General features: G+C 71.1%; 9 protein-coding genes. 4 read left to right on the forward strand and 5 right to left on the reverse strand.

What is annotated here, in order from left to right:
• Nucleotides 1–65: 65 nt before the first annotated feature.
• Both LDL49_RS23925 and LDL49_RS23930 read right to left on the reverse strand, forming a co-directional pair.
• A complete protein-coding gene (locus tag LDL49_RS23925) occupies nt 66–380 on the reverse strand; it encodes a WXG100 family type VII secretion target (RefSeq protein WP_225293530.1) in 315 nt (104 codons plus the stop codon).
• A 35-nt stretch (nt 381–415) separates the two neighbouring features.
• Nucleotides 416–766, reverse strand: coding sequence for a WXG100 family type VII secretion target (locus LDL49_RS23930; RefSeq protein ID WP_225293532.1), 351 nt, complete (start codon nt 764–766; stop codon nt 416–418).
• Between the two features lie 330 nt (nt 767–1,096).
• Here LDL49_RS23930 and LDL49_RS23935 point away from each other — a divergent pair, with 330 nt between their 5' ends.
• Nucleotides 1,097–2,548, forward strand: a complete 1,452-nt coding sequence (locus LDL49_RS23935; protein WP_225293533.1) for a hypothetical protein — start codon at nt 1,097–1,099, stop codon at nt 2,546–2,548.
• Between the two features lie 13 nt (nt 2,549–2,561).
• The gene (locus LDL49_RS23940; protein WP_225293535.1) at nt 2,562–3,299 is read left to right on the forward strand and encodes a WXG100 family type VII secretion target; all 738 of its coding nucleotides are present in this window, start codon (nt 2,562–2,564) and stop codon (nt 3,297–3,299) included.
• Here the strand turns inward: LDL49_RS23940 and LDL49_RS23945 are convergent.
• Both LDL49_RS23945 and eccD read right to left on the reverse strand, forming a co-directional pair.
• Nucleotides 3,296–3,739 carry a YbaB/EbfC family nucleoid-associated protein gene (locus LDL49_RS23945; RefSeq protein ID WP_225293537.1) on the reverse strand — a complete coding sequence of 148 codons (444 nt, stop codon included), beginning with the start codon at nt 3,737–3,739 and terminating at the stop codon, nt 3,296–3,298. The two genes, LDL49_RS23940 and LDL49_RS23945, sit on opposite strands and share 4 nt — an antisense overlap.
• A gap of 44 nt (nt 3,740–3,783) precedes the next feature.
• Nucleotides 3,784–5,193 (reverse strand): type VII secretion integral membrane protein EccD, encoded by a 1,410-nt coding sequence (eccD, locus tag LDL49_RS23950; protein WP_225293539.1) that lies wholly within the window; start codon nt 5,191–5,193, stop codon nt 3,784–3,786.
• 205 nt (nt 5,194–5,398) lie between these two features.
• On the opposite strand from eccD, the gene eccCa reads away from it, so the two are divergent.
• Complete coding sequence (gene eccCa, locus LDL49_RS23955; protein ID WP_225293541.1) at nt 5,399–9,376, forward strand: type VII secretion protein EccCa; 3,978 nt, start codon at nt 5,399–5,401, stop codon at nt 9,374–9,376.
• 10 nt (nt 9,377–9,386) lie between these two features.
• Nucleotides 9,387–11,606 (forward strand): WD40 repeat domain-containing protein, encoded by a 2,220-nt coding sequence (locus LDL49_RS23960; RefSeq protein ID WP_225293543.1) that lies wholly within the window; start codon nt 9,387–9,389, stop codon nt 11,604–11,606.
• Between the two features lie 55 nt (nt 11,607–11,661).
• On the opposite strand, the gene LDL49_RS23965 is transcribed toward LDL49_RS23960, so the two are convergent.
• The gene (locus LDL49_RS23965) at nt 11,662–16,215 is read right to left on the reverse strand and encodes a WXG100-like domain-containing protein (RefSeq protein ID WP_225293545.1); all 4,554 of its coding nucleotides are present in this window, start codon (nt 16,213–16,215) and stop codon (nt 11,662–11,664) included.
• Nucleotides 16,216–16,233: the final 18 nt, after the last annotated feature.

The following is a 16,233-nucleotide window of genomic DNA, read 5'->3' on the forward strand; positions in this document are numbered from 1 at the left end:
AAAAAGGAACCCGGCCGGCGCTGCAAGGCACCGGCCGAGGGAGGCACGATCGCCGCAACGGACTTCTAGTCGGTCCAGATGCTGATGTTGCGCCGCTCAGCGTTCTCGTAGTTGCCCTTGGCGATGCTGACGGCCTTGGCCGCTTCGAACAGCTGCTTGCCCATCTCCACCTCAAGGGCGTCCCACTGGGCCTTCTTGCCGTCGAAGAACGTCTTCGCCTCACCCTCCCAGTCGGTGCCGAGGGTGGTCCTGACGTCGTTGTAGAGGTCGTCCGTCACCCGGTCCAGCTCGGTGACGATCGACTTCAGCTGCTCGTACGCCGCTTCCATGTTGGGGAAGTGGGCGTAGGTGTAGTCCTCTGGGGTGAACGTGTCGGCCATGAGTGTCTCCGTCCTGCCTACGTACTGGGGGGGGCTTAGCTCGACGCGTTGATCAGCGAGTCGATACGACCGCCGGCGCCCGCGGAGTTGAGCCCGCTGGAGATGTCCATGTTCTGCTGCGCGGCGGTGGAGTACACGCCGGCGCCCATGTTCAGCTTGTCGTAGATGCTCTCAAGGATCTTGATGACTTGCTGGAAGTCGACATCCCACGCGTCGAGCGCCTTGCCGAACTGCTGGGAGGCGCCGCCCTTCCAGCCCGCGGCCATCAGGTCGCCCTTGATGGTCTGCACCCGCTGACGCATGCCCTCGATGTACTGGGCAGTGGTCTCGCACTGGCCTGCGGCCTTGATGAGCTTCGTGGGCGCGGTACCCATAAGTGTTGCCATTGGACCTCCAGGTCAAAAGGTCTGGTTCTGTACGGCGGCGCCGTAGGTCCGGTCAACCCGCGTACCCCCGCAAACAACATCAAACGGCATGCTAGCCCCCATCCGCCCCAGAAATAACAGATACTTAACATAACGGCTAGATCACCGTTGGGCGACTTTCAGGTAAACATGCAGGTGGGCGGGCTGGCGATTTCTGACTCCGGCCATCGGCCTGACGTCGCGGCTGGTCGTAAAGCTCACAACCTGTACGGCTCAGCAGCCTCACGGCTACGCTTTTGCCGCTTCTGTGTTGATTGCTGGGAGGGCGACAGAGTGGCCGAAGTCGGGAGTATGGGGCGGCCGAGCATCGACAGTCTGCTCAACTGGAGCTCTCCCCCGCCACAGGACGGGCCGGGTGAGATTCAGGTGGGCACCGCGCCCCCCGGCTCGGTCGACGGCGCGACGACCGTCCTTACCGCGGGCGGGGGTGATTCTCCGCGGCCGGATCAGGCGGGTCCCGTCGACGATCCGTCGATCCCACCTGACCAGGTAGGACCTGCCAACGACCAGATCCCGCCGGATCAGGTCGGGGCGGCCGACGGCCAGGGGGATCCGACGGTGGCCGAGATCCAGTCCGACCAGCTGAGCTTCGGGCCCGAGTCGGTGGACGACGTGATCGACGGCGAGCCCGGCTCGGTCGATCCGCAGGCCGCCGAAGGTGACCCGGCGTGGGAGCCCTCGGACGCCGACGCGAGCGGTGACCCGGACAACTCCGACACGTCGGACGACGCGACCGAGGACCCGGACGCCCCGCAGAGCCAGGACGACACCGGGAACCCGGACAACCCCAGCGACCAGGACGGCACGGACACCGGCGACCAGTCGAACACCGGTGACCAGGGCGACGCCTCGGACCCGCAGACCGACCCCGGCACCTCCGACGGCCAGCAGGACCCCGCCGGCTCCGACCCCCAAGGCCAGCAGGACCCCACGGACCCGCAGACCGACCCGAGCCAGACCGACCCGAGCCAGACCGACCCGAACCAGCCCGATCCCGGCCAGACAGACCCGAACCAGCCCGATCCCGGCCAGACCGACCCCAGCCAGCCGGGCGGCCAGGACGACACGACCGTTCCCGAGACTCCCTCGACGGACCCGCCGGCCGGTGGCGGCGCCGAAGACCCCAGCTCCAGCCTCCCGGAAACCCCCACTCCCGAAACGCCCACTCCCGAAACTCCGAGCACCGACCTGCCGGCTACCCCGACCCCGGAAACCCCCGGCGCTGGAACCCCCGGCGCTGGGACCCCCGGCTCCGGAGGCGGCGACACGCCGTCCATCCCCACTCCCGACTCCTCCGGAGGCGGCGGTGGCGGAGGCGGCCAGAACAAGGGCGACGGCAAGGCAGACGGCAAAGGCGGCAAGACAGGCGGCAAGGACACCGGCGGCACCACGAAGGACGACAAGTTCACCGGAAGCGAGCTCGGCGGCGGCTGGCACAAGGCCCGCCCCGAGGTCATGGAGAAGCTCGGCAAGAAGATCGGCCCCAGCAAAGGCGGCGACGGCGACACCCCCGGCGACCACATGGGCGCCGCGGAGGAAACCGCACGGAACATCGACATCGGCTTCCCGGGGTTCGGTCTGATGGGCGCGATGGCGTTCACCCCCGCGTACCACTCGGCCCGCACGTCGGCCGCCGACTATCTCAAGAGCGCCAAGAACCAACTGGGCGTCTGGGACGAGCAGCTCAAGCGGGGAGCCGACATCGTCCGTCTGGCCAACGACAAGAGCACCGCGAAGAACTGACCTCAGGGGCGACATGGATTACTACTCGAACGGATCGACCTACTACTCCGTGGCGATGGGTTTGTGCCTCTATGGCGCGGTCCTGCCGTCCAATCCCGCACTGAAAACGATCTGCAAGTTCACCGGGACGATAATCGGCACGATGTACTCCAGCCCCAGCGACATCCGCGAAGCGGCCAGGAACACCCGCGGCATGACCACGACGGTCAACAACGCGGCGGCGTCCATCGACTCGGCCCTGGACACCATTGATCATGACGACTGGGAGAAGATGGCGCGTCCGGACGTCGACAGCGCGGTGAAGAAGTTCACCGCCGAGGCCAAGAACAGCTCGCAGTCCTACGAAGGGCTCGCGGGAGCGCTCGACCAGCTCGCCAAGCATTCCTTCCAGATGTCCGTGGCCAGCGTGTCCGTCGCCACGGTTCTGGTCGCCCTCTCCCATGCCAGCGCCGCGGGCAAGCTCTTCCCTCCCGCCACGGTGGCGACGGAGCTGGCCACCACCGCCTCCGGCGGGGCGGCGCTCGCCACGCTGAGGACGATCGCGAGCAGCGGCCTGAAGGTCTACATGGCGGCTGCGGGCGTCGCCTCGGCGGCGGCCATGTACCTGGGCCAGAGCGCCTCGGAGAACATGAGCAAGGCGGTCACGCCCACGGACCCCAAGTCGACGCCGGCGTTCGAGCAGGTCTACATCCCCAACCTGCCGACGTACGACAAGGACGGCCAGCCGCTGGGCATGAAGAAGGACGCCTAGAGGTCCAGGCGGCGGCGGATGCGGTCGAGCTCGCCCATGACGTCCTCGAACGTCCGGTTGTAGGCGGACTCGGCCTCCTTGATCTTGGTCAGGGCGGCGTCGGGGTCCTCGACGTACTTCATCGGGTTGTCCTCGTCGCCGAACGCCTGGCCCATGGCCTCGGTGACCTGGTGCTGCAGGTCCGCGGTCGCGGCCTGGAGCTGCTGCTTGATGAGGTCGGCGAGCTCGCCCGAGCTCAGCCGCATCGCCTTGGGATGCAGCTGGAGCTCGCGCAGCCCCTCGCTGCCGTACGCGATCGTGACCAGGCCGTCGTCGTCCTGGGCCCGCCCGACGAGGTCCGTCATGTTCTTCTGGAGCTCTTCGATGCGGGCGAACTGCTCATCGGCGCCCTTGAGAAGCTTCTCGATGTCGATGTTCGCGAAGTCCCCAAACTCCTGCATCTTCACTCCACTCTCACAACATTGTTAAATCGCGCAGCAACCTATCACCCGGACAAACCGCGCACCCAGGAATAGACCTCGAGAACGCCCAGCGCGAGCGGGAAGAGCTCGACGATCAGGATGACGTCCACGATGTCCGCCGCGCGGCCCCAGAACGGCGACGGCTTGCCCGTGGGCAGCCAGAGGCCGATGCCGACGGCGGTCAGTGCCAGCCACAGCATGCCGATCGCCACGGCCACGGCGCCGATGACGCCGGATTTCGGGCCGAGGGTCACCGCGAGCAGGCCGAACGCGGTCAGGCCGACGGTGATCAGCCACAGCCGCTGGCGTACCCCACGGAAGACCCGGGCCCGCATCATCAGCGTCAACCCGAGCGTCGCGGTCATGAGGGAGGCGATCCAGCCGCCGTACGTGGCCAGCAGCACCTCGGAGACCAGCGCCACCAGCCCGATCGCGATGATCATGCCGGTGGCGTAGCGCTGGGCGATGACCGTCCGCTCCTGGATGGCCGCGCTGTTCAGGCGCTGGTTGTCGGCCCGCAGCTCCTCCGCGGTGGTGGGCATGGCCGGGAGCGGCACCTTGGCCAGGCGGAACGACAGCGTGGGGACCAGCGGGCTCAACGCCAGCAGGATCGACACCGTCACCGCGGCCACTCCCGCGGGTGGCGATCCCCACACCATGACCACGGCCGCGCCTATCGCCCCGAACGTCGTGGCGACGGCCGTACCGAGGAATCCCGGCACGCCGTCGGAGATCAGCGCGCCCGCGATGGTGGCCACCAGCGCGGTGCAGGCGAGCGCGGCCAGCAGGTGGGGCGCGCCGAGGCCGGCCAGGGTGCCGCCGCTGGCCGGTGCGAACAGGCCCGCGATGAAGCCGTACGGCAGCGCCGCGTGCCCGATCAGGGCACCCGCCAGGGAGTCGCCCACCGCTCTCGACAGGGCCGCGCCGGTGGCCACGACCACGAGCGCCATCAGCCCCGCCACCACCGTGACGACCAGCGCGGGCGCTCCGGACAGCGCCAGGGCGATCGCGCCCAGGACGAGCAGCCCGAGCGCGCCGCTCGCGCCCATCATCCGGGTGTGCCTGGTCTCCCAGGTGCCCGCGGAATTCTTGACTCCGGTCGCGACCACGTCGGCCACGTCGTCGTACAGCGCGGGCGGCAGGATCGCCTCGCGCGGCCTCAGATAGAGCACCTCGCCGTCGAGTATGCCCAGCGCGCCGAGGCTCTGGCCCAGGTCGAGCGGGGAGCCGCCGAGCCGCTGCAGCGTCCAGCCGGGCGCGGCGGCGGACTCGCCGCCCAGCTCGTCCAGGGCGCGCAGCAGGCCGGGCAGCACGTGCGGCAGCGGGATGTCGGCGGGCAGCGCCAGGTCGGCCTTGCGCCGCGGTCCCACGATCGTCACGTGGCACAGCGCGGGCAGCGGCACGTGCACCTGGGCGAGCGAGCTCACCTGCATGGGCCCCTGCTGATGCGGGGGTCCCGGCGGGTGCGGCGGGCCTGGCAGGCGCGGGGGACCCTGCGGATACGGCCCCTGAACGGCCGGTCCGTGGACCATCGATCCCATGGCTGGACTCCGTCCCACGAGCATCATGGACAAGAGAGAACATATCGGGTCGCTTCTGGTAAGAAGGTCAGCAACCGATACGGAGGACCATCCAACGGTGAGCATTGTCGTTGTCCGGCGGCCCGAACGCCGTCCCAGCCCCAAGCCGCCGCGCGGGGAGATCCTGCTCGAATCGCCCCCTGAGATCCCCGAGGTCCAGGGGCAGGGCTTCATGCTGGTGCTCACGTACCTGCCCATGCTGGCGGGTGCCGCGGCGATGGCCCTGATGTTCACCGCGGGCGGCAACTCCAACCCGATCATGTACGTGGCGAGCGGCATGTTCGCGGTCTCCATGGTCGGCATGTCGATAGGACAGATGGGCCGCCAGTCGGGCGAGCGCAAGTACAAGCTCAACGGAGCCCGCCGCGACTACTTCCGCTACCTGTCGCAGGTGCGCAAGAAGGTCAGGCGGGCGGCCAAGCAGCAGCGCGAGGCGCTGGAGTGGAGCGGCCCCGAGCCCGACGCGCTCTGGTGGATCGCGATGGGCCCCCGCCTGTGGGAACGCCGGCCCCGCGACGACGACTTCAGCACGGTACGGCTCGGCACCGGCGTACAGAAGCTGGCCATCCAGCTCATCCCGCCGGACTCCAAGCCGGTGGAGGACCTGGACGCGCTGTCGGCCGGCGCGCTGCGCAGGTTCGTCAGAGCGCACGCGACGGTGTCGGAGCTGCCCGTGGCCGTGGCGCTGGGCTCGTTCGCGCGCATCAAGCTCAGCGGCGACCCGGCCGCCATGCGGGAGCTGGTGCGGGCCATGATCGGCCAGATGGCGGTGTTCCACTCGCCGGACGACCTGCGGATCATGGTGTGCGCCGGCCAGGAGTGGATGGGCCACTGGGACTGGGTCAAGTGGCTGCCCCACGCGCTGCACCCCGACGAGGTCGACGCCGCCGGACCGGTGCGGCTGATGGCCGAGAACATGAGCGAGCTGGACCGCCTGGTGGGCGCCGAGCTCAAGGAGCGGGCCAGGTTCCGGCCGGGCTCACCCGCGGACGCCCTGCCGTACCACGTGCTCATCGTCGACGGCGGGCACGTGCCCCACGACTCGCAGCTCGGCACGGACGCCATTCAGGGTGTCACGGTGATCGACCTGTCCGGGGCCACGGGGCCAGTGGAGGAGAAGGCCATGCTGCGGCTGGAGATCCAGCCCGACGGCTTCCACATGATCAAGCTGGACCACGCCGGCAAGGAGCAGAAGACCCGGCTCGGCGACCCCGACAAGCTCGACTACCTGCGGGCGGAGGGGCTGGCCAGGCAGCTCGCGCCGCTGCGCGCCTCGGCCAGCAGCGGCGGCGAGGTCGAGGACGTGCTGTCGGTCAACACCACGCTGACCGACCTGCTCGGCATCGGCGACCCCACGCGGCTGGACCCGGCGCTGACCTGGCGGCCACGGGCGGGCCGCAACCGGCTGCGGGTGCCGATCGGCCTGGGCGCCGACGGCCGGATGGTCGAGCTGGACATCAAGGAGTCGGCGCAGGGCGGCATGGGCCCGCACGGCCTGGTCATCGGCGCCACCGGCTCCGGCAAGAGCGAGCTGCTGCGCACGCTGGTGCTCGGCCTGGCCGTCACCCACTCGTCGGAGATACTCAACTTCGTCCTGGTCGACTTCAAGGGCGGCGCCACCTTCCTCGGGCTCGACACGCTCACCCACGTCTCCGCGGTCATCACCAACCTGGAGGACGAGCTCCCGCTGGTCGACCGCATGTACGACGCGCTGCACGGCGAGATGGTGCGCCGCCAGGAGCTGCTGCGCTCGGCCGGCAACTACGCCTCGCTGCGCGACTACGAGCGGGCCCGCGAGCAGGGCGCCGCGCTGGCGCCGATGCCGACGCTGTTCGTCGTGCTGGACGAGTTCAGCGAGCTGCTGTCGGCCAAGCCGGAGTTCATCGAGCTGTTCGTGATGATCGGCCGGCTCGGCCGCTCCCTCGGCGTGCACCTGCTGCTGGCCTCCCAGCGGCTGGAGGAGGGCCGGCTGCGCGGGCTGGACACGCACCTGTCGTACCGGATCGGCCTGCGGACGTTCTCGGCCATGGAGAGCCGCGTCGTGCTCGGCGTGGCCGACGCCTACGAGCTGCCGTCCGCGCCGGGCAACGGCTTCCTCAAGTTCGACACCACCGGCATGACCCGGTTCAAGGCCGCGTACGTCTCCGGCCCCCACCAGAGCGACCCCCGCGGCGCGGCCGCCGAGGGCGATGACAAGACGATCCGCCAGGTGGTCGAGTACGGCCCGGCCTACGCGCCGCTCCCGGTCGTGGAGGAGCCGGCCAAGGAGGTCGCCAAGCCGGACGAGGAGCGGGGGCCGCGGAGCAGCCTGCTTGACATCGTCGTACAGCGTCTGGCCGGTCAGGGCCCCGCCGCGCACCGGATCTGGCTGCCGCCGCTCGGCGAGCCGCCGACCCTCGCGCACCTGCTGCCTCCGCTGTCCGTGACGCCGGAGCTCGGCCTGTCCACGCCCGGCTGGGACGGCAGGGGCCGCCTCGCCGGGGTCGTGGGCATCATCGACAAGCCGTTCGAGCAGCGCCGCGACCCGTACTGGCTGGATTTGTCGGGCGCGGCCGGCCACGTCGGCGTCGCGGGCGGCACGCAGAGCGGCAAGAGCAACGTGCTGCGCACGCTGGTGACCAGCATGGCGCTCACGCACACGCCGCGCGAGGTGCAGTTCTACTGCCTGGACTTCGGCGGTGGCGCGCTGGCCGCCCTGGACGGCCTGCCGCACGTCGGCGGCGTGGCCACCCGCATGGACGCGGACCGGGTACGCCGGACCGTCGCGGAGATCGCCGCCATCCTCCAGCAGCGCGAGCGCGACTTCGCGGCGAGCGGCATCGACTCGATCGCCACCTACCGCCGTGTCGTGGCCGCCGGAGAGTACGAGGGCGACGGCTGGGGGGACATCTTCCTGCTGATCGACGGCTGGCTGACCATCCGGCAGGAGTTCGAGGCCTTGGAAGGGGTCATCACCGACATCGCGGCCCGAGGGCTCGGCTACGGCATCCACATCATCGCCTCCACCAACAAGTGGTCGGAGTTCCGCGCGGGGATCAGGGACCTGTTCGGCACCCGGCTGGAGTTCAAGCTCGGTGACGCCTACGAGTCGGAGGTCAGCCGCAAGGCGGCGCTGGCCGTACCGGAAGGCGTGCCCGGACGCGGATTGACCAAGGAGGGCATGCACTTCCTGTCCGCGCTGCCGCGCATCGACGGGGTGCGCGGCGCCGACGACCTCTCCGCCGGCGTGCGGTCGCTGGTGGAGGTCGTACGGGCCTCGTGGCAGGGTCCCGCCGCCCGCCCCGTGCGGCTGCTGCCGTCGCTGCTGCCCGCCACGGCGCTGCCCGACCCCGCCCTCACCGGGCCGAACCGGATCGCCATCGGCATCGACGAGGCCGCCCTGGCGCCGGTCGCGATCGACTTCGACGTGGACCCGCACTTCATCGTGTTCGGCGACACCGAGTGCGGCAAGTCGAACGTGCTGAAGCTCATCATGGAGGGCCTGGTCGCCAGGAAGACGCCCAAGGAATGCATGATGATCGTGCTCGACTACCGGCGCGCCCTGCTCGACACCGCGGTCACCGACCACCGCATCGGGTACGCGGCCTCCAGCACCGCGGCGGCCGAGCTGATCCAGGACGCCCGCACCGCGCTGCTCAAGCGGCTGCCCCCGGCGGACCTCACGCCGGAGCAGCTCAGGGAGCGTAGCTGGTGGCAGGGCTCCGACCTGTACATCATCGTGGACGACTACGACCTCGTCGCCACCTCCAACAACCCGCTGGCGCCCCTGGCCGAGCTGCTGCCGCAGGCCCGCGACATCGGCCTGCACCTGATCATCTCCCGCCAGATGGGCGGCGCGAGCCGGTCCATGTTCGACCCGGCCGTCCAGCGGCTCAAGGAGATGGCCAGCCCGGCGCTGATCATGTCGGGCAACAAGGACGAGGGCGCGCTGTTCGGCAACGTACGGCCGCAGCCGCTCCCGCAGGGGCGCGGCTTCTACGTGGACCGGAGGGCGGGGGCGCGCCTGATCCAGACGGCCTTCCTGGACACGCCGTAGGTTGTCACCCGTGTCACATGTGCGCTACCGGCTGACCGGCACGTCCTTCCCCGGCACCGTGGACCTGACGGTGTGGGCCGACGGGCGGGCCCGGTTGGAGCACGCGCGAGCGGGCGGGGTCCGGGCCTGGACCGCCGAGCTGGACCAGGCCGTGTGGCCGTGGCTCCTGGACACGCTGCGCTCGGCGGGCTTCCCACACGTGGCGGCGCCAACGCCGCTACCGGGCTCCACGCTGCGCGAACTGACGGTGGACGGTGGGCTGGGCGGGTCGTTGCTGTTCGGGTGGCGTGATGGTGGTGAGTTGGGGCTGGGGCCGGCCCTGCGGATACTCGACGCGCTGGTGTACCAGGTCGGCGACGGTGCCGTCAGGGAGACGGCGAACGAGGTGCCGAGGCTGGCCCACCGCTCCGCCCCGGACCCGGCGCTGCCGCCGCTGGACCCCGGCTCACCGGCCGCCGCCGCCTTCGGGACCGTGGGCGGGCGGCCGGCGTACGCGCTGTCCCGCCCCGGTCGCACTTTCAGCCTGTACGGCCTGCCGTACGGCGAGGACCTGGGCAGCGCCACCGTCACCGACGCGCCCACCCGGGCGGTCGCGCTCGGCACGGCCGGTGGCCGGGAGATCGTCGCGACCGGTGGCGACGACCTGATCATCAGGGTCTGGGACACCGGCACCGGGCAGCAGCTCCACGCCACGACCGGCCACGGCGGCCCGGTCCCGGCGCTGGCCGCGTCCGGCGGGCTGATCTACACCGGCGGCGCCGACGGCGTGCTGCGCGTCTGGGACGCGGCGGGGTCGCTGGGCGAGCTGGCGGAGCGGCACGAGGGCGCGATCAACGCGGTGTGCGTCGATGGCACGCTGCTGGTCACCGGCTCCGACGACGGGGCCGTGCGGCTCACCGACCTGTCGGACGGCCGCACCCTGCACTCGCTGCCCGGCCACACCGGCTGGGTGAACGCGGTCGCCGCCGCTGACGGGCTCGTCGCGTCGGCCGGCTCCGACCGGTTGATCCGGGTCTGGGACGCGGCCACCGGTCAGGAGCTCCGCGCGCTGGAGGGGCACGAGGCGAGCGTGACCGGGCTGACCTTCCTCAGCGTGGCGGGGCGCCCGGCGCTGGCGTCCTGCGCGCTGGACGGCCGGGTAACCGTCCACGACCCGCACACCGGAATCCTCTTGTCCACCTGGCGCTCAGGCGAATGGGCCGCCGCCATCGGCACCGCACCAAAGCCACCGGCGCCCACAGAACCCGCCGCACCCGAAGGACCGGCCACCACCGCCACGCGTGAAGGGCGGGCCACCGCCGGAGGCGGCGGCGTGCCGGAGTGGCTGGTGACCGCCGGTGATGGGGTCCGTGTCTGGGCGGCCGACGGCACTCTGTCGCGGGAGCTCACCGGCGTCGCCGCGGACGCGGTCGCCACCGACGGGGCGCTCGTGGCCGCCGGCTCCCCTGGCGGCACGCTGTGGTTCTGGCGGCTGGCCGACGGCGATCAACTGCCCGAGGCGTCCACGGCTGCCGCCTCCGGGGACGGCGGTGTCACGAGTCTGGCCTTCGACGGCGGCGGACTGGTCTGTGGCACCGGCAGCGGCACCGTCCGCGTACATCATCCGGTGGACGGCGTGGTCGCGGTGCCGACCCCGCACACCGGCCAGGTGCTCGCGCTCGCCCTCGACGGCGACCTGCTGGTCTCGGGCGGCATGGACGGCACGGTCAGGACCTGGGACGCGGTCTCGGGCCGGCCGCTGCGCCGCCTGCTCGGGCATACGGCGGGTGTCACGTGCCTGGCCACGGGCCGGGTCGGCGGCCGGGTCGTGATCGCGTCGAGCGGGTACGACCGGGCGGTCAGGACCTGGGACGCGGCGACGGGCCGGCCGCTGTCGGTGGTGCACGGGCACCCGCTGCCGGTGTACGCGCTGGCATTCGGCACGGTCGGCGGGCGCGCCGTACTCGCCGCCGGCAGCTATGACGGGCTGGTGCCGGTGCGCGACGCCGAGACGGGCGAGAACGTCGTCGTACTCGGCGGCAACCCGGGCACGGTCCGGTGCCTGCGCTTCCACGGTCCCGATGTGCTGGCCGTGGGCTGCGACGACGGCACCGTACGGCTGTGGCGCCTGCCGGACGGCGAGCGGGTCGGCGAGACCCGGCTGGGGGACGTCCCGCTCGCCCTGTCCAGCGATCTGTACGCGGTCACCCATAACGGGCTGAGCCGCCTAACGCCCCCAGAATCGCAGTGACCCAGAACGGGCCGAACCGTCCCACGCCCGGTTCGGTCGAGGCGGCCTCGGCCGTCTACGGTGGGCCGAGCACGTCGTCCACGCCCAGCTGATCGAGGACCTTGAGCGCCAGCTCGACGTGTGACGCCTCGTAGGGGAAGTCGAACGGCCTACTGCCAGGTGCCTCGTCACGGTGTCCGATCGTCACACCCCGGTGTTCTGAAGGCACGAACTCCGCCCGGACGAGCAGCACCGAGCCGTCCGGCAGCACGTATCTGCCGTTGACGAACCGGTCGAGACCTGCCCGCACGCGCGTGCCAAGGTGGCCCAGCGGCGACATATCGGAACGGTAGGCGAACCTGACGGTGTACTCCGTGACGGGCCGCATCACTCCGTCACGTGCCTTGACAGTCATGTCGCGACACTCGATGGCCGCGACCCCCGGGTCACGTGCCCCCATGTTCACCGGCAGGGCCCGCTTGCGCGCGGCCACCAGATCGGCCGGACGGAAGGTGTGCGGCTTCCCCCCGTGCGGCGTGGCCCCCCAGTCGGTGACCGCCTCGCCCACCCTTCGCGCGTCCCATGCCGCCCGCTCGCGCGCGGCTACGGCGTCCGGCTGGGGAACCGGTTCGGTCGAGGCGGCCTCGGCCGTCCGCGGTGGGCCGAGCACGTCGTCCACGCCCAGCTGATCGAGGACCTTGAGCGCCAGCTCGACGTGTGACGCCTCGTAGGGGAAGTCGAACGGCCTACTGCCAGGTGCCTCGTCACGGTGTCCGATCGTCACACCCCGGTGTTCTGAAGGCACGAACTCCGCCCGGACGAGCAGCACCGAGCCGTCCGGCAGCACGTACCCGCCGTCGACGAACCGGCTGAGAGCCGCCCGCACGCGCCTGCCGAAGTAGCCCAAGTCCGCCCGCGACATATCGGAACGGTAGGCGAACCTGACGGTGTACTCCGTGACGGGCCGCATCACTCCGTCACGTGCCTTGACAGTCATGTCGCGACGCTCGATGGCCGCGACCCCCGGGTCACGTGCCCTCATGTTCACCGGCAGGGCCCGCTTGCGCGCGGCCACCAGATCGGCCGGACGGAAGGTGTGCGGTTTCTCCCCGTGCGGCGTGGCCCCCCAGTCGGTGACCGCCTCGCCCACCCTTCGCGCGTCCCGTGTCTCCCCCTTCATGTGCGAGCCCGTATGCGGGAACTCCCCAAGAGCCTTGGGCGGCCCGGCGGGCTGCCCGGATCCTGGGTCGTCGTGCAGCCGTTCCACGAGCCGGGCGAAGTCCGCACCGTCGAACGCGAGGCCGTGCCATTCCCCCGCCTGCAGGGTCCGCAGTTCGGTGGTGACGCGGACGAAGTCCACGGCTCCCTCGGCCAGTACGGGCGAGTGCTCCGCCGCGTAGCTGAACACGGCCGAGGCGCGGCGGACGGCGGCCTCGCTCGGGGGCTCGCCGAGGAACTCTCCGGCCGCCCTGCGCAGGGCCGGCGCTCCGGCCTCGCCGGGATGCGGCTGTCCGCCGGTGTAGGCGAACCATTCCGCGAGCCTCGACAGGCCCTCGACGGTCCTCGGAGCGACCTGGTTGTGGCCCAGGACCGCCTCGGTCTCCGCCTTGAGCCACGCCGCGTCGGGCAACCCCGAGTCCGGCCCCCTGCCGAGGAACTTGACCAGGCCGTGCAGGCGGCGCAGGTCTCGTACGGTCGGGGCGTCCATGACGGCGCCGTAGAGCGAGTGGGCGGCGTCGAAGAGCGCGCCGGTGTAGGCGATGTGGCGCTGGGTGACCCGATCGCCGAACAGGGAGTGGGCGCGATCCAGCACCTGCACGTGGTCGAGCAGGTCAACGCCTCGATGGGGGAACTGGACGAGCAGGTCGCGCAGGTACCGGGGAAGGCGCAGCGTCTCGGGGGTGTGGACCGGCCGGGTCCATTCGTCGGCCGGCTGCCGGAACCCTGCGGCGCCCTCGGCGAAGCGGTCGGAGCGGGGCAGCAGGTCAGAGAAGTGAGCCAGGTGGTGGTCGAGCAGCGTTGCCCGTGGCGGGACCTCGTGGCCCGCGTGATCTATCAGGACGCTTTCGGCGGCCGAGCGCACGCGGGACGCGTCACCCATCAGGTTGGCGCCTGGTTCGAGGCCCTGGTCGGTGAGCGTCCTGCGACCTTGAGTCCGGTAGTCGCGATACTCGTCCGGCAGCCCGAGATGGTGTCCGAGCTCGTGGGCGTGGAGGTGCGCGTCGGTGTTGGCGCACCAGTTCACTATGTCGGGATGGCCGCCAGCGCGGAAGGTCACCACGCCGGGGTCGCCGGGCCGTGCGGTGCGCACCTCCTCGAATTTGAGCCGGACATGCAACTGGCTGCCGTCGGAAAGCCGGTGCTGGTGGTTGTAGTACAGGTCCATGCCGTCGAGAGCGTTGGACTTGAGCCGCGTCACCTGCTCGGCCGTCATGCCTTCCTTGGCGACGTACCGGATCGTGACCGTGAACTCGGTGACCCGCCGAACCTGGCCACCGTCACCCCGGATCGCGAAGCGGCGTGCTTCCACGCGGGCACTGGCGTCGAGATCCGGGTAACCCACGCGGTTCTCGATCAGGTGGGCAGTCGCTCTGCTCCTGAGGTGGGCCCACTCGCTCGCCCTGACCGCCTGCCTCGGGTCGATGACATTGGCCATCACTCCGCTGGTGACGCTGTCGCCGTGGATCGGCAGGAGCGGCGTCCGATAATCCGGGTCGAGCTCCTGGCTGCGTGCCGGGTGCGCCCTCATCTCGCCGGAAGCGTTCTGCGGCAAGGGCTCCACTGCACGCGGCGGGGCGGCTCCCTCGAACGTCCGAGGCCGCTCCCCGAACGTCGGGCAGGCCGCCCGCGGCTCCACGATCACGGACCCGGGGGGCGCGTCCAGCACCGAGACCGTGCCGCTGGCGTTCTTGGCGATCTGCTCGAAGGCGAACCCGACGCTGCTGTACCAGTCGCCGCGCCCAAGCGCCCGGAACTCCTCTCGCAGCGCCTCGACGCGTGGCCGAAGCGCCTCGACGTCGGCCTTGCTGAGCGGGTTGGGCGCCCAGTCGGCCGATTCGCCCTTGTCCCGAAAGAAGTGGCGGCTGAAGGGGCTGTTCGTGTCGGGTAACAGCCCGGAGAAAGCCTTGTCCCCGTCGTAGCCCTTGACCCTGCCGTCGGTGCCCTCCAGGAAGTCCTGCTGGACGCGCTTCGGGGAGAAGCGGTCGTGGTTGCCGCTGAGCGCGTCGAGCAGGCCGAGGAGGATCCCCTCGCGGGTGTTGTGCAGCCGCGACAGATGCCACTTGCCGTCGGGGTCGCGCTGGACCGGCACCTGCTTGCCGTCGACCCAGTCGATGAGCAGCCGTCGCTCGCCGACGATGTGGGTCGCGGCGACGTCGGCGCCGACCGCGCGGCCGAGCCGCGAGCTGAGATGGTCGCGGTCCCGCCGATCCGTCCCGGAGAACTCCTTGTCGACGGCGTGGCTGCCGTCGGCCAGCCGGACCTTCTCCACCTTCACGGTCTCGCCGCCGGCCCCGGCCAGCGGCTCGCGCGCGACCACCCCGCGCCGGGCGCTCTCGCTGAACGTCGCGTGGTCCCTGAGCCGGACGGGTCCGGTCTCGCCCGAGCGCGCCCAGTTGATCAGCTGGTCGATGCTGCGACGGAAGACGTTCCGCTCCTCGTACGGGTGGGGCCGGGCGTGCTCACCGTCGGCAAGCACAGGGCTGTCACCGGCGTCGGCGAGCCTCGTGCGCCCGCTCACGTCCGCGTCATCCAGTTCGCTGCCGTTCCGGGGCCCGTGGTCACCCGGGTCATCGAAGCGCGCGTGCTCGTCCAGCGGCCTGGGGCCGGGGTGGCCGCCGTCCGGGCTCCAGCTCGCCCAGTGCGCGTCGGCGCCGCCCGCCACGCCCGACGACAGGCCCTTCAGCACCATCAGCCAATCGACCGACCCGTCACCGCTCCACAGCTCCGAGCCCAGCACGGCGCCCGCGTTCGCCACCCCTGACTGGCCCATCAGCATCCACAGCGAGCGCGTCGGGAACGCCCACGCCAGCCCGGTCAGCAACCCGCCGGTCAGCGCTCCGGTGGCCGCCGACGAGCCCACCTGCCGCCAGTCCACCCCCTCGCGGCGCGACTGCGTCAGCTGGACCAGGAGGTCCATCCCGCCGAGCAACCCGCCGAACAGCGCGATGTTGATCATCAACCGGCGGGCGAACTGGCGTACCGTCCACCGCGCCGCCTGCGCGCGTACGCCGATCAGCCGCAGCGCCAGGCCGCCCGCGGGCGACACCAGCGCCCACGTCAGCCACGCCAGCTGCACCACCAGCAGCAGTACGGCCAGCCGCATCATCCGCTTGGTGAACTGGAGCTGCACGCCCAGCTCGTTGCACGCGAACGCCAGGTCCACCAGGGACCGCACCAGAGCCGCCTGGCGGCCGCCCACCTCCCGGGACACCTTGCGGGTGAATGCCCGCAGCGCGGGCCCGTCCCACCCGTCGGCGTACAGCCGGATGCCGTCCCCGTCGGCCCCGGCGGCCACCCCCCGGGCCGCCTTCACCAGCGCGTCGGCGAGCCGGAACAGACCACCCTCATCGCCTTTGGGCCAGTCCGTCCCCAGCACCCAGCCCGCCCACGGACGGACCCAAGCGGGCACGGGTATCCCATCGAGCAG

Origin of the sequence: Nonomuraea aurantiaca (genome assembly GCF_020215705.1) — a bacterium.
GTDB classification, from domain to species: Bacteria; Actinomycetota; Actinomycetes; order Streptosporangiales; family Streptosporangiaceae; genus Nonomuraea; species Nonomuraea aurantiaca.

Coding starts and splice junctions, on each gene's coding strand:
- LDL49_RS23925 (WP_225293530.1), bottom strand. CDS start 380: ATGGCCGACACGTTCACCCCAGAGGACTACACCTACGCCCACTTCCCC.
- LDL49_RS23930 (WP_225293532.1), bottom strand. CDS start 766: ATGGCAACACTTATGGGTACCGCGCCCACGAAGCTCATCAAGGCCGCA.
- LDL49_RS23940 (WP_225293535.1), top strand. CDS start 2,562: ATGGATTACTACTCGAACGGATCGACCTACTACTCCGTGGCGATGGGT.
- eccD (WP_225293539.1), bottom strand. CDS start 5,193: ATGCAGGTGAGCTCGCTCGCCCAGGTGCACGTGCCGCTGCCCGCGCTG.
- LDL49_RS23935 (WP_225293533.1), top strand. CDS start 1,097: ATGGGGCGGCCGAGCATCGACAGTCTGCTCAACTGGAGCTCTCCCCCG.
- LDL49_RS23945 (WP_225293537.1), bottom strand. CDS start 3,739: ATGCAGGAGTTTGGGGACTTCGCGAACATCGACATCGAGAAGCTTCTC.